The organism is Porticoccus sp. W117, from assembly GCF_030341905.1.
Taxonomy (GTDB): domain Bacteria; phylum Pseudomonadota; class Gammaproteobacteria; order Pseudomonadales; family Porticoccaceae; genus SCSIO-12696.
On sequence record NZ_JATAAF010000007.1, the window covers coordinates 77,937 to 99,600 of the forward strand.

The 21,664-nt window shown below is 53.7% G+C and carries 19 protein-coding genes and 1 other RNA gene; 14 read left to right on the top strand and 6 right to left on the bottom strand.

What is annotated here, in order from left to right:
• Window positions 1–17: 17 nt before the first annotated feature.
• The 3 genes from QSV34_RS07200 to QSV34_RS07210 are packed head-to-tail and all read left to right on the top strand — an operon-like array spanning window position 18 to window position 4,235.
• Window positions 18–344, top strand: coding sequence for a DUF4286 family protein (locus tag QSV34_RS07200; RefSeq protein ID WP_289153271.1), 327 nt, complete (start codon window positions 18–20; stop codon window positions 342–344).
• Between the two features lie 34 nt (window positions 345–378).
• Window positions 379–1,389, top strand: a complete 1,011-nt coding sequence (locus QSV34_RS07205) for a cytochrome-c peroxidase (RefSeq protein ID WP_289153272.1) — start codon at window positions 379–381, stop codon at window positions 1,387–1,389.
• A complete protein-coding gene (locus QSV34_RS07210; protein WP_289153274.1) occupies window positions 1,386–4,235 on the top strand; it encodes an EAL domain-containing protein in 2,850 nt (949 codons plus the stop codon). Before QSV34_RS07205 ends, QSV34_RS07210 begins: the two co-directional genes overlap by 4 nt.
• 19 nt (window positions 4,236–4,254) lie before the next feature.
• Here QSV34_RS07210 and QSV34_RS07215 read toward each other — a convergent pair whose 3' ends face one another.
• The 5 genes from QSV34_RS07215 to QSV34_RS07235 form a co-directional block, all read right to left on the bottom strand.
• Window positions 4,255–5,859 (bottom strand): ABC transporter ATP-binding protein, encoded by a 1,605-nt coding sequence (locus QSV34_RS07215; RefSeq protein ID WP_289153276.1) that lies wholly within the window; start codon window positions 5,857–5,859, stop codon window positions 4,255–4,257.
• A gap of 280 nt (window positions 5,860–6,139) precedes the next feature.
• Window positions 6,140–7,021: an ABC transporter permease gene (locus tag QSV34_RS07220; RefSeq protein WP_289153278.1), complete on the bottom strand. Its 882-nt coding sequence runs from the start codon at window positions 7,019–7,021 to the stop codon at window positions 6,140–6,142.
• Window positions 7,018–7,956 carry an ABC transporter permease gene (locus QSV34_RS07225; protein WP_289153280.1) on the bottom strand — a complete coding sequence of 313 codons (939 nt, stop codon included), beginning with the start codon at window positions 7,954–7,956 and terminating at the stop codon, window positions 7,018–7,020. The genes QSV34_RS07220 and QSV34_RS07225 overlap by 4 nt, the downstream gene beginning before the upstream one ends.
• Before the next feature lie 3 nt (window positions 7,957–7,959).
• Window positions 7,960–9,615 carry a peptide ABC transporter substrate-binding protein gene (locus tag QSV34_RS07230; protein ID WP_289153283.1) on the bottom strand — a complete coding sequence of 552 codons (1,656 nt, stop codon included), beginning with the start codon at window positions 9,613–9,615 and terminating at the stop codon, window positions 7,960–7,962.
• A gap of 174 nt (window positions 9,616–9,789) precedes the next feature.
• On the bottom strand, window positions 9,790–11,880 hold the full coding sequence (locus tag QSV34_RS07235) for a S9 family peptidase (RefSeq protein WP_289153285.1): 2,091 nt from the start codon (window positions 11,878–11,880) through the stop codon (window positions 9,790–9,792).
• A 210-nt stretch (window positions 11,881–12,090) separates the two neighbouring features.
• On the opposite strand from QSV34_RS07235, the gene ffs reads away from it, so the two are divergent.
• From ffs to QSV34_RS07290, 11 genes are all read left to right on the top strand, one after another.
• Window positions 12,091–12,187, top strand: an RNA gene (ffs, locus tag QSV34_RS07240) — signal recognition particle sRNA small type.
• A gap of 201 nt (window positions 12,188–12,388) precedes the next feature.
• Window positions 12,389–14,113 carry a DNA polymerase III subunit gamma/tau gene (gene dnaX, locus QSV34_RS07245; RefSeq protein ID WP_289153287.1) on the top strand — a complete coding sequence of 575 codons (1,725 nt, stop codon included), beginning with the start codon at window positions 12,389–12,391 and terminating at the stop codon, window positions 14,111–14,113.
• Between the two features lie 27 nt (window positions 14,114–14,140).
• Complete coding sequence (locus tag QSV34_RS07250; RefSeq protein ID WP_289153289.1) at window positions 14,141–14,461, top strand: YbaB/EbfC family nucleoid-associated protein; 321 nt, start codon at window positions 14,141–14,143, stop codon at window positions 14,459–14,461.
• 95 nt (window positions 14,462–14,556) lie between these two features.
• Window positions 14,557–15,150, top strand: coding sequence for a recombination mediator RecR (recR, locus tag QSV34_RS07255; RefSeq protein ID WP_289153291.1), 594 nt, complete (start codon window positions 14,557–14,559; stop codon window positions 15,148–15,150).
• Between the two features lie 24 nt (window positions 15,151–15,174).
• A complete protein-coding gene (rnd, locus tag QSV34_RS07260) occupies window positions 15,175–16,317 on the top strand; it encodes a ribonuclease D (protein WP_289153293.1) in 1,143 nt (380 codons plus the stop codon).
• 52 nt (window positions 16,318–16,369) lie between these two features.
• Window positions 16,370–16,660 (top strand): YcgL domain-containing protein, encoded by a 291-nt coding sequence (locus QSV34_RS07265; RefSeq protein WP_289153295.1) that lies wholly within the window; start codon window positions 16,370–16,372, stop codon window positions 16,658–16,660.
• A gap of 11 nt (window positions 16,661–16,671) precedes the next feature.
• Window positions 16,672–17,121 (top strand): YcgN family cysteine cluster protein, encoded by a 450-nt coding sequence (locus QSV34_RS07270; protein ID WP_289153297.1) that lies wholly within the window; start codon window positions 16,672–16,674, stop codon window positions 17,119–17,121.
• A gap of 10 nt (window positions 17,122–17,131) precedes the next feature.
• A complete protein-coding gene (locus QSV34_RS07275) occupies window positions 17,132–17,518 on the top strand; it encodes a hypothetical protein (RefSeq protein ID WP_289153298.1) in 387 nt (128 codons plus the stop codon).
• A gap of 131 nt (window positions 17,519–17,649) precedes the next feature.
• The gene (locus tag QSV34_RS07280) at window positions 17,650–18,354 is read left to right on the top strand and encodes an ATP-dependent zinc protease family protein (RefSeq protein ID WP_289153299.1); all 705 of its coding nucleotides are present in this window, start codon (window positions 17,650–17,652) and stop codon (window positions 18,352–18,354) included.
• Window positions 18,355–18,396: 42 nt separating this feature from the next.
• Window positions 18,397–19,938, top strand: a complete 1,542-nt coding sequence (locus QSV34_RS07285) for an inactive transglutaminase family protein (RefSeq protein ID WP_289153300.1) — start codon at window positions 18,397–18,399, stop codon at window positions 19,936–19,938.
• Window positions 19,939–20,209: 271 nt separating this feature from the next.
• Window positions 20,210–21,157 carry an alpha-L-glutamate ligase-like protein gene (locus QSV34_RS07290; protein ID WP_289153302.1) on the top strand — a complete coding sequence of 316 codons (948 nt, stop codon included), beginning with the start codon at window positions 20,210–20,212 and terminating at the stop codon, window positions 21,155–21,157.
• Here the strand turns inward: QSV34_RS07290 and QSV34_RS07295 are convergent.
• Window positions 21,147–21,578: an Rrf2 family transcriptional regulator gene (locus QSV34_RS07295; RefSeq protein WP_289153304.1), complete on the bottom strand. Its 432-nt coding sequence runs from the start codon at window positions 21,576–21,578 to the stop codon at window positions 21,147–21,149. The two genes, QSV34_RS07290 and QSV34_RS07295, sit on opposite strands and share 11 nt — an antisense overlap.
• Between the last annotated feature and the right edge of the window lie 86 nt (window positions 21,579–21,664).

Sequence of the window (21,664 nt, forward strand, 5' to 3'; positions counted from 1 at the left end):
CAAATGAGAGTCGCGCTATGCTGATCTATGAAGTAAATCTCACCGTGAGTCGGGACATTGCCTCAGAATACCGAATCTGGCTGCAATCCCATATTGAAGAAATGCTAAAGAATTCCGGTTTTCAGGCCGCTAAATTCTATCAGCGGGATGCCGATGAAGCAGGAGGCGACGGTGAGTGTTGGACAGTGCATTACTTTGTCGATAGCCGTGCCGCCCTTAACGATTATTTTGATGGCCCGGCCAATGGGATGCGCGAAGAGGGTATTAAGCGTTTTGGTGGTAAATTCAGTGCCAATCGCCGGGTGCTGGAGCCTCTGGAGAAGTTTGTCGATGAGAATGGCTGAATAGCGGCCACAGCTCATTGCAGAAGGAAGAATAATGATAAAAAACCAATTCTGTGCCCGCGCTTTTGTTGTCATGCTGGCAATCTGTCTGACGCCGCTGACAAGTGGTTTGTGCCTTGCCCAAGAAGCCGATCCTGGTGCGGGTTCTGAAGGCGCTCTTTACCTCAATTACATCAAGCCCCTGCCGCAATCGCTCCCCGTAGACCGGGAAAAAGCCCTGCTGGGGCAAGCCCTGTTTCACGACACGGGTCTGGCTGCAGGACGTGCTGCCTGCGGTACCTGCCATGTGCTGGAACAATGGGGTGCCGATGGAATGGCGAAGTCCATCGATATTCGCGGTGGCTTCGACGATATGAACACCCTGACGGTATTTAACGCTGTGTTCAATTTTCGGCTGCTGTGGAATGGCGCTGCGGCCACCCCTAAAGACCAAATCGATATGGTTATGGATAACGAGCGCCACATGGGGGCTGGCTGGTCTGTAGCCTTGCAATACGTGCGCAGCCGCCAGGATTACCAGCAACAATTTAAAGCGCTTTACGGTGGCGTTATTGATGAGCACACAGTCAGTGACGCCATTGTGGAATACGAACGCACCCTGATTACTCCGGACGCGCCCATCGATCATTACCTGCGCGGCGACAATAACGCCATCAGTGAACGCCAGAAGCAGGGGTTAAAACTGTTTGTGGATTACGGCTGTATTGCCTGCCATCAGGGCATCAATGTAGGTGGCAATATGTTCGCTCGCTTTGGCGTGTTCGTGAAGCCTTATCAGTCTGTGGTGCCGGCCAATGAGTTTGATCTGGGGCGTTTTAACGTTACCGGCGTGGAATCTGATCGCTATGTGATGCGGGTACCTAGCTTGCGAAATGTAGAAAAGACCGCCCCCTATTTTCATAACGGCGGTACCCAAAGCCTGAAAAAAGCAGTTACCGCCATGGGCTACTACCAACTGGGGCGAGACATCCCCGATGATGAGGCAGAACTGATCGTCGAATTTCTCAAATCCCTCACCGGTAAAAAACCGGAGCCTGTGCAGTGATTGTTAATCGCGGATTGTTTGCACTCTCGCTGTGTGCGATTTTTGTACTGATCTGGGTGGCACTGGCGGCCAATGTGGATGAGGACGACCGCCTTTTGGCCAGCTTGGCGGAGCTGCGCACCATGAATGGTCAGCTCAACGAAGAAGTAGGGCGCAACTACATCGGCATCTCTGCCAACTACGATCCGCTGATTAGTTACCTCAATAACCTGCAGGGAAAAGCCACGGAGTTTGCCAGGCAGGTTGAAACGATAGAGAACAGTGCTGGTCGCCTGCAAAATTTCAGGGCGGCTTTGTCAGGAAAAGAGCAGCGTATTGAAGATTTTAAATTTCACAATTCGGTGATGCGATTAACCTGGCACCACTATCCAACGCTGACTCTGGGCACATTGCAAAACCTGGAAGAGCACGCGAATTCCGGTGATGCGACGAGTGTTGAACTGTTACTGCTGGCTAAAAAATTGGCGATGTCCACCTCGTTGTTTGTAAACAGTGATCAAAGTGCAGATAGTGTGCGGGGCGACCTGAAAGCACTCAATAGCTTGCGGGAACGCTTCGGTAGCCACGAAGAAGACCTTAATTTGCTGGCTGCTTATTCGGAAAAAATAATTGATTCTCAGGGCGTCCTTGACGATTTGACGGTCGAGATTTATGAGCATCGTCTGGAAGCAGCATTTGATCAGATAGAGCGCTTTTTATTGCAAAAGCGCCAGGCTTCAGAGCAACGCATCGGGCTGCTGCGTATTGCGGCTCTGTTGGGGGCAATTTTCCTCAGTGGAGTAGTTATCTATCTGCTAAAAGGTATATATCGCACTTCGCGCAAACTCGACGCATCCCAGGAACAAGCGGACTTCCAGCAGTACGTGCTCAATGAACACGCCATGGTGAGTATTATAGATACCGATGGTGTTATTCGGCAGGTATCGGATCGGTTCTGTGAGGTGCTCGGTTACCAGCGTGATGAGCTTGTTGGTAAACCCCGTTCAGTACTTTTTTCCGCGGAACACGACAGAGACGCCTACGCAAAAGTATGGCAATTGATAAACAGCGGCGAAACCTGGAAAGGAGAAGTCTGCCTGGACTGCAAAAATGGTGAAAAGTTTTGGTCCATCACCACTATTATCCCCAAGCAAAACCGCCACGGGGAAATTGTCGAGTTCATTTTTATCCGTACCGATATCAGCGAATTAAAACGTGCCGAAGCGGAGATATCGGTACTGGCGCGCCTGCCTGAAGAAAACCCGGAAGCAGTACTGCGTATCGACGAACAACACCGTGTGGTCTACGCCAATAAACCGGCCACCTACTTGTTAAATCACTGGGATATCGCTCAGGGAGACAGGGTGCCGGAAACCTGGCAGCTGTTGTTCGAAGACCTGCGCCGTACTGGCCGCAACCAGGAAGTGGAAGTAGAGTCGGCAGGCCGCTGCTTTCTGTTATTGATTATTCCGGTTGCCGGTTCTCCCTATATCAATATTTACAGCCGCGACATTACTGCACGCAAAAAAGCGGAGAAAGAACTCGCTTATATGGCCTACCACGACGACCTGACCGGGCTGATCAATCGTGGAGCTTTTGAACAGGAACTGAACGCCGCTGTGCTCAGTGCCGCCAACGGAATTCTGGTTCATACCCTGATGTACATCGATCTCAACCAGTTCAAAATTGTCAACGACACCTGCGGTCATGTGGCCGGAGATGAGCTGTTAAAACAGGTCACCCGTATTCTTAACGAAGCCGTGCGCAGCAGTGACATTGTTGGTCGTCTTGGCGGTGATGAATTTGGTGTAATTCTCTGGGGTTGCGATGTGGACGCTGCCATGAAAGTGGCTGAAAAAATTACCGCCATCATGCAGGGCTTCCGTTTTACCTGGAATGAGTTGTTTTTTGATGTGGGGGCAAGTATCGGCGTAGTGAGAGTCGATGATGGTGGCAGTGGTGTGGAAGACTTGATGGGCAAGGCAGATGTGGCCTGTTATTCCGCCAAAGAAGAGGCCAGCAAGCATATTCACCTTTATCAGGAGCAGGCTTCAGAGGCCTCCACCCGACACAATGAAATGCATTGGGTGTCGAGAATCACCAGAGCGCTGGAAAAAGACAGGTTTTGCCTGTTTGTGCAACCCATCGTGGCACTCAAGCCATCGGACGACAGACCCCGCTATGAAGTGTTGGTGCGTTTGAAAGATGACAATGGTGAACTCATCCCGCCGGGTGCTTTTTTGCCCGCGGCGGAACGCTTTAAGCAGATCACATTGATTGACAGTTGTGTGGTCAATAAGATTTTCCAGTTTATGGCACAGCACACCGATTATATTGCCGAACATAATCCGGTGTTTTGTATCAACCTGTCGGGCACGTCATTGGGTGATACAGAGATTCTGGAATTGGTGACCAAAAATTGCGAACAGTATCCAGATTATATGCAACACCTGCACTTTGAAGTGACAGAAACTTCAGCGGTCAAAGATTTTGCTGTGACCAGCAGTTTTATTGAGAAGTTTTTAATACTGGGTTGTGAAGGGATATCTCTGGATGACTTCGGCAGCGGTATGTCGTCTTTTGCCTATTTACAGCAGCTGCCTGTAGACGCCGTAAAAATCGATGGCTCCTTTGTGAAGGATATGGTTGGAAACGAGGTAAATTATTCCATCGTGAAATCTGTGCACGATATTGGTCACGCTCTGGGTATGGAAACGGTCGCCGAGTGGGTGGAAGATGCAGAAACTGTAGAACTTCTAAAAGAAGTAGGTGTGGATTACATTCAAGGCTATGTTATATCAGCGCCGTTCCCCATCGAAGAGTTGTTGGCGGTGGAAAGCTGGCAGCGTTTTTCCCAAGTGGTTTAAGCCTGTTCACTCTTTTTGCTCATTCATTGGTTACCAGAGCACTTGGCACTGCCGCCAATAACCGTCGGCAATAATCGGTTTTCGGTTGGTTAAACAGCTGTTCGGTTTTTCCGCTTTCAATAATTTCCCCCTGGTACATTACCGCCACCCGGTCGCAGAGCACTCGCACCACTGACAGGTCGTGAGAAATAAATAGCATGGTCAATTGCCTGTCTCGACTGAGCTGTAAAATCAATTCCAGAATCTGCGCCTGTATGGTCACATCCAAAGCGGAGACAGGTTCGTCTGCGACAATAAATTCCGGGTCGGTAGCGATGGCACGGCCAATGGCAATGCGCTGGCGCTGGCCGCCGGAAAATTCGTGAGGGTACTTGCGCACAAAGGCTCTGGCCAGCCCCACATCGTCCATCAGTGCAAGCACTTTTTCCGTAACGTTTTTGCGAGTTGCCAAACTGTGGTAGAGCAGGGGTTCTGCTAACGTGTCAAATACCGTCATACGTGGGTTCAGGGACGCGTAAGGATCCTGAAAGATCATTTGCATACGCCGCCGCAAAGGCAGCATTTGACGATTGTCGTGCCCCTGGATTTCCTCACCCTGATAGCTGATCTGGCCGCCAATTTTGGTGTTACTGGCAGAAATCAGTTTCAGCAGTGCACGCCCAGTGGTGGACTTTCCTGAACCGGATTCTCCCACTAATCCCAATATTTCACCGCGATGAATATCCAGGCTGACGCCGTTTACTGCGGTCGTCCATTGTTGCTTTGCACCGGCAAACGCCACCTGCAAATTTCGGCCGCTAACCAGCGGAACATTATCGATAGATGGCGCATTTTGTTTGCCCCCATGGGGAATGGCCGCCAGTAGTTGTTTGGTATAAGGGTGTTGAGGTTGTTCAAAAATATCTTGTTTCGACCCCTGTTCGACCACTTTTCCTTTCTGCATAACTGCCACGTTGTCGGCAATATCTGACACCACCGCCAAATCGTGGCTGATAAACAACACGGCTATGTTGTGGCGTTGTTGCAGCTGGTGAATCAACTGTAACACTTGCGCCTGTACGGTAACGTCCAGCGCCGTGGTAGGTTCGTCGCATATCAACAGTTTGGGTTCGGTAATCAATGCCATCGCAATCATTACCCGCTGGCGCATACCGCCAGAAAACTGATGGGGATAGTCATGGTAGCGTTGTTCCGGATTGGTAATACCCACTTCATCGAGCATGGCGATAGCTCGCTGGCGAGCTTCGCTGCGGGTGATGTCGCGGTGTTCCAGTAGAGGCTCAATCAGCTGTTCGCCCACAGTCAGGTGCGGCGTCAGGCTGGTCATGGGGTCTTGAAAAATAATGGCGATTTCGTTGCCGCGCACCTGACGCAATTCTTTTGCAGTCATTTGCAATAAATCGCGGCCATCAAACAGGGCGCTGCCACTTTCAATTTTCCCCGGCGGTTGTGGAATTAAATTGAGCAGGCTATAGCAGCTGACGGATTTTCCGGAACCGGATTCACCGACAATGGCGAGTGTTTCGCCACGATCGATGGAAAAACTGACATCGTCCACCGACTTCACCACACCGTTGCGGGTGTGGAAGTAGGTGCGGAGATTTTTTACATCCAATAAAGACATAGTGGCTCTATATAGTTTTTGCGTGGATATCCGGGCCTTAGGCTGGTAAAGCTTTTCAGACACGCTGTGAATACCTCCCTGTAAGCTCCTTGGCCGCTATCCCTGCGGCCAAAGGTCTGAAAAGCTTCACCAGCCCAAGACCCTATTGCGGAGCTCGAAGGTATGAATAGAGGGTTGTCTGCTATGACCGCCGCCAGCATGGATGCTGGCGACGAGCCTACAGGGATGTATTTACGGCGTGTCATAGCAGACAACCCTCTGTTCATGCCGGATGGAGAAATCAATCCTTACTTGCCTTCGGGTCCAGCGCATCACGTAAACCATCACCCAGAAAATTCAAGGCAAATAACGTGATGGAAAGTGCCAACCCCGGGAAGATCAACAACCAGGGATATTCTTCCATGGTTTCCACGCCGTAGTTAATCAACAGACCCCACGAACTCTCTGGTGGCTGGATGCCGAGGCCCAGGAAACTCAAAAATGCTTCCAGCAACATCACATTGGGGATGGTAAGAGTGGTGTAAACAATCACCGGCCCCAGGGTGTTGGGAATGATATGGCGATGAAGGATCGCCCAGCGGGACAGGCCGATGGCAGTGGCCGCTTCCACAAATTCCTGATGACGGAGATTCTGTACCTGGCCTCGCACAATGCGGGCCATGGTCAGCCACTCCACCGCGCCGATAGCGAGAAACAGCAGCAGAATATTTTTGCCGAATATCACCATCAGCAAAATAATAAAAATCATAAAGGGCAGTGCGTAGAGAATATCCACAAAGCGCATCATGGCAGCGTCAATGCGGCCCCCCGCATAGCCAGCAATAGCGCCGTACAGCACGCCGATAAGCAGCGCCACGCCGGTAGCCACAAACCCCACGGCCAACGATACACGGCCGCCGTACAGAATACGGGTGAGCAGGTCACGGCCAAAGGTGTCGGTACCCAACCAGTGATCCCATGAAGGTGGGGTGGCGCCCAGTTCCAGATTCTGCAGGTCGTAAGGGTAAGGGGCAAGCCAGGGCGTCAGCAGAGATACCACGACCAGCAGGGAAAGCACCCCGAGGCCAAACAGTGCCAGACGGTTTTTGCCCAATCGTACCCAGGCGTCTTGCCACAGGCTGGTGCCTTTTTCAGCGGGCAGTGTGGATGTGGTGGTACTCATTGGCTGCTCCCCTGATATTGCTGGCGCAGTTTGGGGTTGAGCCATACCGAGAGAATGTCTGACAGCAAGTTAAAAACAATAATCAAGGTGGCGAACAGTACGGTTGTGCCCATAATCAAGGTGTAGTCACGATTAAACGCGCCCTGAACGTAGAGACGCCCCATGCCGGGTATCTGGAAGACGGTTTCCACAACGAAGGAGCCGGACAGCAACCCGGCGAAAGCGGGCCCCAGAAACGCAACTACCGGGATCAGGCCGCCTCGCAGTCCGTGCTTGAAGACAATGCGCCATTCCGGCAAGCCTTTGGCGCGGGCGGTGCGAATGTAATCCTGAGACATCACCTCCAGCATGCCGCCGCGGGACAGGCGTGCTACATAGGCGGCGTAGGCGGCACCCAGAGTGATTGCGGGTAGAATTTTATCGCCGGGTATCACCCCCCAGCCGGAAATCGGTAGCCAGTCCAGCCACAGCCCGAATACCAAAACTAACAGCGGCCCCAACAGAAAGGACGGCATGCAAATGCCCATCATGGCCACTGACATGGGCACATAGTCCTGGGCGCTGTTGGGGCGCAGCGCTGCAAATACCCCAGCGCTCACACCAATCAGTACCGCCACCAACATGGCGTAAATACCCAACTCGGCGGTGGCAGGCAAACCGGCAGCGATCAGTTCATTCACCGTGCGACCCACGTATTTGAAAGAAGGGCCAAACTCCCCTTGCAGCAGGTTGCCAAGGTAACTGACATACTGCTGCCATACAGGTTTGTCCAGCCCGTAGAGGGCTGTTAGCTCGGCGTACACTTCCGGAGGCATAGCCTTGTCGGAGGCTAGCGGGTCACCGGGGGCGGCGCGCACCAGGAAGAACGTTAAAGTCACCACTGCAAACAACACCGGTATGGCCTGGAGCAGTCGTATCAAGGTAAATCGCAACATTAATTACTGCTCGCTGTCAGGGTTTGGTTCGGGTTCAAGGTAAAAGTGGCTGAAGAATGGGCGATCCAGTAGGTTCGAGCTAAACCCCTTCAAAGAAGGATCTACCAGGTGACGAGTGGCGTAGGTGTAAATGGGAATGGCTGGCACTTCATCGAGAAGAATTTTTTCTGCTTTCATTAACAGATTGTGGCGCTCCTCGCGGCTGGTGGCCTGGGGTGCCTGTTCCAGCACCAGGCGATCGTATTCCGGGTTGTGCCAGCCGGTACGGTTGTTGCCACCGTCTTTGATCCACATATCCAGAAAGGTATTGGGATCCAAATAGTCACCGATCCAGGAGGCGCGGGATATTTGAAATTTCCCACGTTTTTCCGAATCCAGATATACCTTCCAGTCTTCGTTGCGCAGGATGATGTTGATATTCAGCTCCTTTTTCCACATTTGCTGAACAGCCACGGCAATTTTACGGTGAGTTTCTTTGGTGTTGTAAAGCACTTCCAGAGAATCGATACCTTCGCCGTTGGGGTATCCCGCTTCTGCCAGCAGCTCCCGAGCCCGTTCAGGGTCGTAAATGAGGCTGGACTCGGCACTGTAACCGGCGGTGTTTGGTGGCGTAATGGTGTACGCGGGCAATTGCCCCTGTTTGGTAATGCGTTCAACAATTTTCTGGCGGTCTATAGCCAGCGCTAGCGCCCGTCGTACTTTTGGATCATTCAAGGGCTTTATGCGGGTATTAAGGCGATAAAAATAGGTGCCGAGGTAGGGCTGGTTGCGCAATTGCTGCGGTGCATTTGTGCGGTAGAACTCGGTTTTATCGGCGGGTAATTCGTAGGTGTAGTGCAGCTGGTTGGCGCGAAACATTCGCTCCTCGGTGGTGACGTTTTCCGTGGGCAGAAAGCGAATACCGTTAAGGGCAACCTCATCTGCCTTGTGGTAGTGAGGATTTTTATCCACCGCAATATAGTTAAACAGCTTCCATTCCGATAACTGAAAGGCACCGTTACTGACCATATTGCCGGGTCGCGTCCAATGGCTGCCGCGCTTCCATGGGTCGCCGTGAGCTTCGATAGCGTTGCGAGGTACCGGGTAATAACTGTGGTGGCTGAGCAGGCCAAGAAAGTAGGGCGTGGGGTTTTCCAACTGAATTTGCAAAGTGTGGGAGTCAATAACGCGAATACCGACTTCATCAAAATTGCTGATGTCACCGCGCAGATAGGGCGTGGCGTTTTTGATGGGGTAATACATATAGCTGTACTGGTTGCCCAGCTTGGGGTGCATGGCGCGCCACAGGCTCCAGCGAAAATCTTCGGCGGTCACCGGCTCGCCATCAGACCAACGCGCCTTGGGGTTTAAATAAAATGTGTAGGTGGTGCCGTCATCACTGACCTGCCAACGCTGCGCGACACCGGGCGCTGGCTCCAGAGTTTCCGGGTGACTGTTTACCAAGGGCTCGAACAGCGCTTCCTGAATATAGGACTCCGGTACGCCGGTGGTTATATGGGGGTCAAGTTCCTGGGGTTCGGTGCCATTACCCCAATAGAGAATTCCCTCTCGGTTACCCCGCTCCACATTGGTTTCGCCAGCGCTGCAGGCAGTGAGTAACACCAATAGGGCAACGGCAACAGCAGGCACAAGGCGTTGTGCCGATAGAGATAGATTCACGCACCCTCCAAGGAATAATCAGAATAAATATTTGTGCTTATAACGGGTGATCCTAACAAAGGTAGACAGGTTTGTGGCCGTTCTGGTTTGTTTTTTTAGTGCTTTCAGTGCAGATATAAAAACGGCGACCACAGGGCCGCCGTTTTTATTAACACTACTGCAAACCTTCAATCATCAGTGATGGCCGCAGCAGCTTTCATGGGAATCGCCAACTTCTCGGGTGCTGGCCAGTGGCGTCGGTTTGGGTTTTTCCAGCCTTTCCTCATGCTTCAAATCCTGCTCCGGGGGTTTGCCGCCGGGGCCGGTGAGGTAATGATCCATCCAGCGCAGCAGGCGCAGGGAATAGTCGTACTTGCCACCTACTTTGCGGTTGCCGTGACCTTCGCCGGGATACAACACCAGGCGTACCGGGGCGTTGTTCAGGGTTTTCAGGTAGCGATACATTTCCAGGGATTGCGCCGGGTGCACTCGTGGGTCTGCTTCGCCGTGCATGATCAGCAGGGGAGTGCGGTGTTTTTGGGCGTGGTAGATGGGGCTGCGTTCCAGCATCCACTGGAAGTCGTCCCAGGGCCAGGCGCGGGCGTGTACCAGGTGCATCTCGTTAGGAATATCTGTGGTGCCAAACTTGGACAGTTGATTGGAAATGCCCACAAACATCACTGCCGCCTGATAGTGCTCGCTGAGCGCAGTGGAGCTCCAGGCGGTAGCGAAACCGCCGTAGGAACCGCCGGTAATGCCCACCTTGGTGGGGTCTACCATGCCTTTGTCTACCAGGTAATCTTTACCAGCGACAATGTCGAGGAATTCCGGATCGGCGTAGGCGTGCTGACCTTCTTTGGAAAAATCCACGCCACGGCCGGTGCTGCCCCGGTAGTTGGGCCACAGGCTGAAATAGCCCTTGCCAGCGAACACGTGGACGGGCTCGGAATAGCGGCTGTGCCAACCGTTGGAGATATGAGCTTCCGGGCCGCCGTGAACAAAGTTAATCAGCGGGTATTTTTGCCCTTTTTTGTAATCCAGCGGGTATACCAGGACACCTTGAATTTCAGTGCCGTCTTCCGCTTTCCAGGTAATGCTCTCCTGCTTGCCGAGAGCAACGTCATCCAACCAGGGGTTGCTGTTGCTGAGGCGGGTCACCTTGCCGCCCTGATACCAGAAAGCTTCGCGGGGGTGGTTGGGTGCGTCGGCAACAAAGGCAAAACCACGACCTTTTTTCGGGGTCGACAGAGAGCGCACGATGCGCTTGCCGGTATTGAGTTTTTTACCCTTGCCCGGTTTGCCGGGGTTGAGGATTACCACTTCGCTGCCGGTACCAATATGGTTGAGGGCGAGCAGGTCGCCGCCGGGCAGGAATTCAATATCCTGGGTGTGAGCCAATAACCCCGGTTGCAGTTCTGTGGTTTTGCCACTCTTGTAATATTTGACAATGCCTTCGCGAGGGTCGTGGGTGTCCTGTGAACCGATGTAGGCCACATCATTGCCATTGGGTGCCCAGTGCCCGTTGCCTACTTTGCCGTCGCCATTGAGGGTGGCCTGCACTTTGCCATCGCTGCCGAGGATAACCACTTTGGGCTTCATCAAGGTGTCGTCTACCAGCGGAGTGGGGGACACATTAGCGATGATGCTGTCGCCTTTGGGGTTCCAGGCGATACGCATCAGATGGCCTTCCACTGAGATTTGTTCGGCTTTGGCACCTTCGTTGTTGAGGTTCAGGCGGTACAACTGGTTGTACTTCAGTTGTTCCTCATACACTTTCGGCTGGAAACCCTTGGCGATCAGTTTTTCCTGATCTTTTGGCGCTGTGGCGGTGGTCAGCAGCAGTGCGACCCCAGAACCGTTGATGTCGTAGCCAATAATGTCCGATGTGTGGGTATACACAGGAACAGACTCGCCGCCCCCCAGAGGGATGCGGTAGAGGCTAATAAACTTGTCGTTATAGCGCTTTGCCAGATAGTAGAGATGCTGGCTGTCTGCAGACCATTTAATGCCGGCTACGTTGACGCTGCCGGAAACAAACGGACGCGAGTTGCCCTGGGTATCACTGATGTGCAGTTCGCCCCAGTCGGGGCCGTCATCGTCTTTGTAAGGGGTACGCTGTACGCCTTTGGTATAAGCCACCCACTGCCCATCCGGGGAACTGGCGACGGAAGTCACCTGGGACACTCTGGCAATATCATCCAGAGTCATGGGGCGTTTTTCCGCCAGCGTCCAGGGCGAGGTGAGAAGTGCGCCGACCATGATCAGCGTCGAGAGTAATTTGGGCACCTGAGTCTCCTTGAAATTACTTTTGGTTATGGTGTTATTTGTTTTTGGAAGGGAGGGTGAGTATACCTCTATTGGCGGTTACATGTGGATGGGCTGGTGGTTAAGAAAACATCGCCGTAGCTGTACGGTTTGGTTTGCATAATGCACGTTGCTGGTTCTTGATTTGCCCCTTTAAAGCACCCATAATGCCGCGCTCTCAATGGTGGCCCCCGTCGGTCCCCTCGCAATGACGACCTGTAAACCCCGCCAGGCCCGGAAGGGAGCAACGGTAGCAGCGAATTCATGTGCCGGGGTGTGGCTGGCGGGGGTCGCCTCCATTTCCTTGTATAGAATGCCTTTTGTGAGATGTGAGACGGAAGATGAGAGACGTAAAGTCCTTATTCATTGCCGTTGATTTTGCTCTTCATCTCACGTCTCTCGTCTCCCATCTCTCGCTAATATCCACTGGCAAGTGCCACCTGAACTCTTATAATGCTCGCTTCATTTATCGAAGACAGAAGAGCATGAAATGAGCTATCAGGTTCTCGCCCGCAAATGGCGCCCGCGTATTTTTCGTGAAATGGCGGGGCAGGAGCATGTGCTGCAGGCGCTGATTAATGCTCTCGATAACGAGCGGCTACACCACGCCTACCTGTTTACCGGTACCCGTGGGGTGGGTAAAACTACCATTGCACGGATTCTGGCTAAATGCCTTAACTGCGAACAGGGTGTCAGCTCTACCCCTTGTGGCGAATGCGGCGCCTGTGTGGAAATCGCTGAAGGCCGCTTTGTCGATTTGATTGAGGTGGATGCGGCGTCACGAACCAAGGTGGAAGACACTCGCGAATTGCTGGAAAACGTTCAGTACGCCCCTACCCGCGGGCGTTTTAAGGTGTACCTGATTGACGAAGTGCATATGCTCTCCACGCACTCGTTCAACGCCTTGCTGAAAACTCTGGAAGAGCCGCCCCCCCATGTGAAGTTCCTGCTGGCCACCACCGACCCGCAAAAGCTGCCGGTAACGATTCTCTCCCGCTGCCTGCAGTTCAATCTGAAAAACCTCAGCCCGGAGCGTATCAGCGAGCACTTGAAGTTTGTGCTTGGCGAAGAATCCGTACCCTTTGAAGACGCAGCCCTGTGGCAGCTGGCGCGCTCTGCCGATGGCAGTATGCGCGACGCCCTCAGCCTTACCGATCAGGCCATAGCCCACGGCGGTGGCACCGTGGCAGAGGCGGAAGTCAACGCCATGCTGGGCACCATCGACCGCAGTTGGGTGATGGAGTTGTGCAATGCCATTGCCGACGATGATGGCGATCAGGCACTGGCAGTGGTGGCGCGGATGGCGGAGCAGGGGCCGGATTACAATGCGGTACTGGCGGATATGCTGGGCTTTTGGCACCGTGTTGCCATCGCCCAGACTGTTCCGGAGGCGCTGGATAATCGCCACGGTGACTACCAGCAGGTGACCGAAGTGGCCCAGCGTATGGAGCGGGAAACCGTGCAGCTGCTTTACCAGATTGCCTTGCTGGGGCGTCGCGATCTGACACTGTCGCCAGACCCGCGCAGTGGTTTTGAAATGGCTCTGTTGCGGCAGCTGGCCTTTAAGCCCGGTAGCAGCGAAATGCGCCCACCCGCTCAGCAGCAAACCGGGGAGGAACCCCCGGTAAAAAAGCCCCTTAGCCCAACTCCTGACATTGAGCCTGAGCCCGTTGAGCTCCCAGCTGAGCCTGTGGAGCAGCTTGCTCAGGAGCAGAGCCCAGGCAGCAGTATTCCAGCTGAACCAATTCCACACTCGCAGGAAGTGGAAAGTGTTCAAGAGAGCAGCCAGCTGACGACTGTTGAATCAGAACCTGAGCCCGCTGCCGGTGGCGAGTTGACTGGAGAGTGGATTGATATCTGCCAGCGGCTGAAGCTGGGTGGTGTGCTTGGCAATACGGCGGCCAATTTGGTGGTGACCGCAAGGGAAGGCAATAACTTTCAGTTCATCCTCGATGAGGAGTACAGCTCGCTCTACGAAGAAGGGCAACAACAGCGTTTGGCGGATGCTCTGCAGCAACATTGCGGTAGCCCTTGCCGTGTTGTCATTAAAGTGGGGGCGGTCACTGGTGATACGCCGCGTAAACACAGCGAACGTCTGCGGGCCGAGCGCATGGCCGCTGCTGTACAGACCATGCGTGACGACCCTTTGGTAAAAGATTTAACTGAACAATTGAATGGTCGGCTGCTGGAAGATACCGTGCAGCCGCTGGACTAATTACCAAGAAAGGCAGAGGTAGACAGTATGAAAGGCCTGAACGATTTAATGAAACAAGCCCAGCAGATGCAGGAGCGCATGCAGCAAATGCAGGAAGAAGCGGCTAATGCGGAAGTGGAAGGGCAGTCCGGTGCCGGTATGGTTAAGGTCACCATGACTGGTCGCCACGATGTGCGCAAAGTGCAGATCGACCCGGATTTATTAACTGAAGACAAAGAAATGCTGGAAGATCTGTTGGCCGCAGCCATCAACGATGCTGTGCGCAAAGTTGAAGCTGCCAGCAAAGACAAAATGTCAGAGCTGACCGCCGGCATGCAAATGCCGCCGGGTTTTAAAATGCCGTTTTAAAATGGGAGACGAAAGATGAGAGACGGGAGATGGGTTCAGCACAGTCCCACGTCTCTCGTTTCCCATCTCTCATCTCCCAAAACCGGAGGTTTTAATTGTTCGGAAGCCTGATTGACGAACTCATCGACGCCCTGAGACAGCTCCCTGGCGTCGGTCCCAAATCCGCCCAGCGTATGGCGCTGCAGTTGCTGGAACGCAATCGCTCCGGTGGCGCGCGCCTGGCAAAAGCCCTGGATGCTGCCATGGAAGGAGTGGGGCGCTGTCGTCAGTGTCGTACCTTTGCAGAGAGTGAGCTTTGCACCATTTGCGATAGCCCGCGACGTGACCCCAGCCAACTGTGCGTACTGGAAACTCCCGTCGATCTGTTTGCCATTGAACAGGCGGGCACTTACCGAGGGCGTTATTTTGTGTTGATGGGCCACCTGTCACCCATCGATGGTGTTGGCCCGGAGCAACTGGGAATCAATCAATTGATGGAACAACTGCAAGGCGGTGAAGTAAAAGAGTTGATTCTTGCCACCAATCTCACCGTTGAAGGGGAGGCCACCGCCCACTTTATCAGTGAGCGGGCCAAGCCCCACGGCGTCACCGTCAGTCGCATCGCCCACGGTGTGCCCCTTGGAGGCGAGCTGGAATACGTGGATGGCGGCACCCTGGCCCACGCTTTTACCTCTCGCAAGCCTCTGTAAGTTGGTAGTGGGTAGCGGGTTGTTATGACTGATATTTTGCAGAAAGAACGGATTGAGTGGGTCGATAGTGAGGCCCGCCTGGCAGAACTCTGTGACCAGTGGAGCCAATTGGACCACCTGGCGGTGGATACGGAATTTATTCGCACCGACACCTTTTATCCCATCCTCGGTTTGTTGCAAGTGTCCGACGGCGAGCAGTGCTGGCTGGTGGATCCGTTAGCCATTGAGGATATGCTGCCGTTCGCCGAATTGCTGGTAGATCGACGGGTGGTGAAAATCTTCCATGCCTGTTCCGAAGACCTGGAAGTTCTGCGCCACAGCATGGGCGTGGTTCCCAAGCCCATTATCGATACTCAAGTGGCCGCCGCTTTTGTTGGTTACGGCTTCTCCCTTGGTTATGCCGCTCTGGTGGGTGACGTGCTAGACATCCAGCTGGACAAGCATGAGACCCGTTCTGACTGGCTGCAGCGCCCACTAACCGAGGCGCAGTGTCGCTATGGCGCGGAAGATGTGTATTACCTGGTTGAGGTTTACCGCCGCCTTTTGGCCCAATTGCAACAGCGTTTGCCCTGGGTACAGAGCGATATGGCGGAATTGCTGACCAAAGCCGGCAGTGAGGGCGATAACGGTGAGTATTACCGCCGTATCAAAGGTGCCTGGCAGCTGAACGCTCAGCAGTTAACGTTGCTGCAAGCACTGGCCGAATGGCGTGAAGACATGGCGCGAGAGCAAAATCGCCCTCGCAACCGGGTTGTCAGTGACAAGCAGCTGCTAGAAGTTGCCCGCAGGCAGCCCAAGGATATGGCCGGGCTGGCGGCCTGTGGGGTCAAGCATCCTGGCTCACAGCGACGCTACGGTGACGCCATTTTGCTGTTGGTCGATGACATCAGCACTCTGGACCGCCAGTATTGGCTCAAACCGCTGCCGCAGCCACTCCCTCGTGAAGCGGGCGTATGGGTCAAACAATTGCGCGCCATCCAGAACGAGCTGGCAGAGGAGCTGCAGCTGGCGCCAGAAATACTCGCCCGCAAGGCCGATCTGGAAGCCATTATTGCTTCCGCCTACAAAGGTGCCGCTCAGCTGCCAGAGCATTGGCTTGGCAGTTGGCGTGAAGAGTTACTGGCGGAGAAAATGCTCAGTGCGCTGCCCCAGCTGTCACTGTCGTGAAATTCCTATTCGTGAAAGTCCTATCCGTGAAATTGCTCTCCGTGAGATTCATATGAAAACCCTCTGCACCATTTACAAAAGCCCCCACGAGGATGAGCTTTACCTGTATGTGGATCACCGCGACCAACTGAGTCGGGTGCCCGAGGCGCTGCTGGAAAAATTCGGCACCCCACAACGGGTAACCACACTACCGCTGACGCCAGAGCGAAAACTGGCCAGAGCGGACACGGCAAAAGTGTTGGCGTCCATCGGTGAAAATGGCTATTACTTGCAATTGCCGCCTGCCAAAGAGGACTATATGCAGGAGGTCAACCAGCACAACCACAAACTGGCGGGCAGATAAGAGGGCGAGCGTTGTCTCAACAAGCGTTTTGGCGGCACAAAACCCTGGCGCAAATGACTCATCAGGAGTGGGAGTCCCTCTGTGATGGTTGTGGCAAATGCTGCTTGGTGAAGCTGGAAGATGCAGACGACGGCGCGGTGTATTACACCGACGTGGCCTGCAAGCAACTGGATTTGTCCAGCTGCCGCTGTCGGGACTACCCCAGGCGCAAACAACTGGTGCCGGAGTGTCTCTGCCTGACCCCGGCAGATATAGACCAGTTTCACTGGTTGCCTGCCACTTGCAGCTACCGGCTGCTGCATGAGGGCCGAGACTTGCCTCGATGGCATCCACTGGTCAGTGGTGATCCTGAGTCTGTACACCGCAGTGGCGTATCGGTGAAAGGCAGGGTTGTGTCGGAACTGCATATTCACCCAGATGAGCTGGAAGAACGGGTGGTTTACTGGGTAGATAACCAATAAGAGCATACATATGTACACAGAAAGTAATTATTTTTGGGGGCTTGTGGCCTATTACGTGGGCGCGCTGGTGGTGCTTTGGTACGCCTATTGGCTGTTGTCCAAACTGGCTTACCGCCATGTGCGCAATGTATTGCTGCTGTTTTGCGCGGCGCTGCTATTGACGCCAGTGCAGGCCTATTCGGACCACAATCTGCACCACCTGGCGCCAGCGTTTCTGGTGTACCTGTTTGAAGGGTTGATAATCGGCACAGAGCAAGACGCCAGCAGAGCCCTGGTACCCATGCTATTCGTGTTTGTGTTGCTACTGGTGGGCTATGGAGGCTGGCTATGGTGGCTTAACAAAAAGACTGCAACCGAGCAGCCCGAACCCGAGGATAGTGAAGCGGAGCAAGTTTAAACGGTCGATTTAAGCTATTATGCGGCTTGTGACTGAGTAGATTAAACGCATGCGGGCCAATCGTTATCATTCCGCACTGCCATTTGACTGACCTAGCTTGAAAGAGCACCTGTGTGGGGGCACGGTGATACATGGATGCTAACAACAACAGTTTTTCTTTATTAACCGTTGCCGCGCTCACGGTGTTGCTGGCAGGCTGCCCAACGGCCAGTAATCCGCAAAAGCCGGCGGTTGGCAGTGAGCCTGAGAATGACCAATCATCAGCCGCCAGCCAGCCGTTAAAAGACGATGGCCAGCAGGTTGCCGCTGCGCCTGCAGTCGCTGTAGTGGTACCGAAGCCGCAACCAGAACCGGTCATCAAGCCTCAGCCAAAACCTGATCCCAAGCCTGTCAAACCACCAAAACCCAAGTACATGGGCGAGAAGAAGTTGCTTGTGGTTGGCAGTGTAGAACGCCTTACCATCAGCCCCCCCGGCTTGAAATTGCGGGCACGCATTGACACCGGCGCCGAAACTACTTCACTGCACGCTGACCCTATCGTGCGCTTTGAGCGGGATGGCAAGCGTTGGGTGCGTTTTACCCTGCAGGCCAATCCGGATGCCGAGCCGGTAGTGCTGGAGCGCCCGGTGGAGCGTCGGGTGCGCATCAAACGCCACGACGCCGATTCCCAGCGTCGCTATGTGGTCAAATTGTGGCTGCAATTAGGTGAGATCAAGGAGCACGTGGAAGTCACCTTGACTGATCGCTCTGAGTTCACGTATCCGTTGCTGGTTGGCCGCAACTGGCTTACAGATACCGCGGTTGTTGACGTTAGCCGTCGCTACATCATTAAGTAACATCCCAATTAAGTAATCTAAACTCACAATAAGGACAGGCCCATGCACTCGTCGCGAATACAGTTGATTGTGGTGGCGGGTTTGCTGATTGCCGTCGGTGTGGGCCTTACTCTCTACAAGGCGGTAGAGCTCGGGTTTCCATTGTGGCCGGGTGAGGACCGTCAGGTCTGGACGCTGGAGTCCAAGATCACTTTTACACCCGGTGATGGCCCGGTGGAGGTGTCTCTGGCACTGCCTCACCCGATGGCGGGTTGGAAACTGCTGGATGAAAATTTTGCTTCTGCAGGATTTGGTTTTGCCGTGCAGGGGCAGGACGGTGAGCGCCGTGCGGTATGGAGCCGTCGCTCCATGGACGAAAAAACCACGCTCTACTACAAAATTCAGCTCTATCGCGAGCAATCCCAGCCGCTACCAGCCATGGCGCCAAAAGTCGTTCAGCCACCAAGCCTGCCGGCGCGTCGTCAGCAGGTAGTGGATCGTTTGGTGGCGTCATTGACGGAAAAGTCAGTGGACGATGCCAGTTTTACCCGCCTGCTCATTGCCGAATTTGTGCGTTCCCAACCCAGCCAGGAGGTGACGTTCCTGCTCTCCGAACACGACCGCAAGGCGCTTCCAGCCATGGAGGAAGTGTTCGCCGTGGCGGGCATTGCCAGCCAGCGGATCAAGGGTGTGTATCTGGAAAATGGCCGCCGTCGCCAGCAAGTGAGTGATTTGCTGGAAGTGTATTTAGGCGATAAGAAACAGGGAGATGAATGGCTGCTGTTCGACCCGGAAACCGGCGAAATTGGTCTGGCAGAGAACTTTTTTATCTGGCAACGGGGCGGGGGTTCCACTCTGGATGTGATTGGCGGCAATCGCTCACGTCTTGAATTTGCCATGGTATCCAACTCTCTGCCAGCAAAAACTGTATTGCTGATGGAACCTGAGGTGGCCAGTGCGCCCCTGTTGGACTTTTCGATTTACGCGCTGCCGGTAGAGCAGCAGGGCGTATTCAAAAACATCCTGTTGGTACCCATCGGTGCGTTTCTGGTGGTATTGCTGAGGGTGTTTGTGGGCTTGCGCACAGCGGGCACTTTTATGCCCATCCTGATTGCATTGGCGTTTATTCAAACTACCCTGGTTACCGGTTTGTGGGTTTTTCTGGTGGTGGTCAGTATTGGTTTGTGGATACGTTCTTATCTGAGCCATCTCAATCTATTGCTGGTGGCAAGGGTGTCAGCGGTGGTGGTGGTCGTAGTGCTTTTGATGGCGGCGTTCAGTATTGTCAGCTACAAACTGGGCATCGATCAGGCACTGACGGTGACTTTTTTCCCCACCATTATTCTTTCCTGGACCATCGAGCGCATGTCGGTGCTGTGGGAAGAAGAGGGTGGCAAAGAGGTGTTTATTCAGGGTTCTGGTAGCCTGGTGGTTGCAGTGGCCACTTATCTGTTGGTGAGCAATCATCTCATAGAGCACCTGACGTTTAATTTCCCGGAATTAATGCTGAGTCTGCTTGGGGTGATTCTGGTTCTTGGTCAGTACAGTGGCTATCGTTTGAGTGAGCTTTACCGGTTCCGTTACTTGAAGGAGCAGGTGAAGTGATGTTTTGTATTGGTGCTTGGATAGGGCTGGGTAGTTACTTCAGAAAACGCTGCGAGTACATCCATGTAAGCTCGTCGACAGCATCCATGCTGTCGGCGTTTCTGAAGCAACTACCCAGCCTTATCTTTCAGAGTCAGGCATGCTGCGAAGGTGTGTCAGGTGCTCTTTCCCAGACCGTCTGCGGCATGGATGCCGCAGAAGAGCCTACATGGATGTATTCACGGCGTGTCTGGGAAAGAGTGCCTGGCGCGCCTGTACCTCCGGAGGTTTCATGCCCCTGATCTGGCCCTCCGAACTTCGCCAATTAGGCATTGTGGGTATGAATCGCCGCAATGTGGAATACATCGCCCGCAATAACGAACGTCGTTGTTACCCCATGGTGGATAACAAACTGAAAACCAAGCTGGCGGCGACGGAGTGGGGCATTGATGTGCCGGAGCTGTACGGCGAGGTGCGATATCAATATCAGGCCCGTCGTTTGGAAAACCTGATTGCTGACAGAGAGACTTTTGTCATCAAACCCGCTCAAGGCTGTGGCGGTAAAGGTATTTTGGTGATCGTTGGCCGTCGCGGTAATCGCTTTATCAAGCCCAATGGCTGTGAGCTTTCTCTGCGGGAATTGAAAGGGCATGTCTCCAATATTCTCAGCGGATTGTTTAGCCTCGGTGGTCGTTTGGATGTGGCGATGGTAGAGGAGCTGGTGAACTTTGACGACCGCTTTGCCAATTACAGCTACGAAGGTGTGCCGGATGTGCGGGTAGTGGTGTACAAAGGCTACCCGGTAATGGCCATGTTGCGCTGTTCCACCCGTGAGTCAGACGGTAAAGCCAACCTGCACCAGGGGGCTGTGGGTATCGGTATTGATATTGTTTCCGGCACCAGCATTTGCGCTGTGCAACACAATCGGAATGTGGATCGCCACCCGGACACCGGGCACTCGTTTGAGAATCTGAAAATCCCCCAATGGCCGAAAATTCTCAAGTTGGCCGCCGGTTGCCAGGAAATGACTGGGTTGGGTTATCTGGGAGCCGATGTGGTGCTGGACGCGGATCGCGGCCCGCTCATTCTGGAAATTAATGCGCGTCCCGGACTGGCCATTCAAATTGCCAATCGTATTGGTTTGCGCAAACGTCTGGCGGAAATTGACCAGCTGAAAGCGGGCCCACGGGATGTGGATTCTCGTATCGCTGACAGCTGTCGATTGTTTGTCAGCCGCTGAGCTGCAGTACCTGTTTCAGGCGACGAGGAGAGCTGACCAGGTCGGCCAGGGTGTAGTTATCCAGCTCCCCCAGAAATGCTTCACGTGCACTGTTGAGCGCTGACTTCAGGCGGCAGCAGGTGATAATCGGGCAGCTGTCGCCCTCGCAATCAACGATTTCCAAACTTTCCTCAAGTGTGCGCACCACTGCGCCAACACCTATCTTCTCTGTGTGCTGCCCCAGCTGAAAGCCACCACCTTTGCCCCGGCTGGTGGCCAGCCAGCCTTCATTGGCCAGGCGGTTGACAATTTTCATCACATGGTTGCGTGAAATTCCGAACACTTGCGACACCTCGGCAATGCGCGCTTTTTCACCTTGTGGTTGCAATGCAGCGTACATCAACACACGCAGCCCATAGTCGGTAAACCGGGTCAGGTGCATAAATCACTCCAGTAGACTTTCTTAAAAGATGCGCATATTATGCATCTTATTAAAGATGCTTGTAAGGTGCATGTTATGTGTGGTCA